Annotated in this window: 2 protein-coding genes; both read right to left on the bottom strand. The window is 40.0% G+C overall.

Translation table 11 applies throughout. From position 1 onward, the window contains the following. Positions 1–5 precede the first annotated feature (5 nt). On the bottom strand, positions 6–548 hold the full coding sequence (locus tag KZA12_RS15010) for an IS630 family transposase (RefSeq protein WP_373416641.1): 543 nt from the start codon (positions 546–548) through the stop codon (positions 6–8). Beyond that, complete coding sequence (locus tag KZA12_RS15005) at positions 499–852, bottom strand: transposase (RefSeq protein WP_256933013.1); 354 nt, start codon at positions 850–852, stop codon at positions 499–501. The genes KZA12_RS15010 and KZA12_RS15005 overlap by 50 nt, the downstream gene beginning before the upstream one ends. Between the last annotated feature and the right edge of the window lie 64 nt (positions 853–916).

Raw genomic sequence — 916 nt, 5'->3', positions numbered from 1 at the left:
TATAGTCAGTTCACAATAAAATAAATACAGCCCATATCCTGAAATAGCTTAGGCAGATTATTCTCCATCCACCCTTGGCGTAGAAACTTAGCTTGAGCCCATTTCTTTTCAATGGGGTTTAGATCAGGACTGTAGGGTGGCAGCCATAGAATACGATGACCGTGCCTGTTCAGTAGTTTTTGAATACGCTTGCTCTTATGAAAGCGGGCATTATCCATAACGATCACGCATTTAGTCTTGAGACTTGGAATTAGCGTGAACTTGCACCAGTCATAAAATATATGGCTGTTGATATTTTGTTCAAAGTAATCAAGCGCAAACAGCATCTTTTTATACAAAGCACCGATGACATTAGTGCGCTTTTTTACTTGCCAGTTGAAGCTGTCGATACAGGGTTTGCCTATCGGTGAGTATCCGTAAGGTCTTATAGTTTCAGCCTCAAAGCCGCTTTCATCCATATACACAATGGGATAGCCTTGCTGCGTAAAGCGATCAAGCTTACTCTGATACGACGCTCTTTTTATCAGGCAGGCTTTTGGATGCTCCAAAGTCTTTTTTTTGACTGATACCTAGGCGTTTTAAAGCAGTGTGCATGCCGGTCTTACTACAGTTGAATCGCCTAGCTCGCTCATACAAATAGTCATCTGGATGTTGTTCAACGTCTTTTAAGAGTGCTTCATTCGGTATTTTAGTCGGCGGTTTATTCCGGGTTTGTTTGATACTTGAATCTTTGAGCCAGCGCTGTAATGCGGTTTTGCTAATATTATAAAAAGTACAAGCCTGACGGATACTCATGTCTTTGCTTTTGACACTTTTAATCACTTGTGCTCGAAAATCTGCTGAATAGGTCATTTGTTATTCTGCCATTTCGTTTGTTTTAAAACGATTGTATCTTATTTAAAAAGAACTGACTATA

The sequence above is a fragment of the Psychrobacter sp. BF1 genome (assembly GCF_019279065.1).
Lineage (GTDB): Bacteria > Pseudomonadota > Gammaproteobacteria > Pseudomonadales > Moraxellaceae > Psychrobacter > Psychrobacter urativorans.
The sequence above is the reverse complement of the archived record's forward strand: the minus strand, read 5'-3'. Positions and strand labels throughout refer to the sequence as shown.

Bases quoted from the DNA above. Each gene is read 5' to 3' on its own strand.
- KZA12_RS15005 (WP_256933013.1), bottom strand. From the start codon at position 852: ATGACCTATTCAGCAGATTTTCGAGCACAAGTGATTAAAAGTGTCAAA.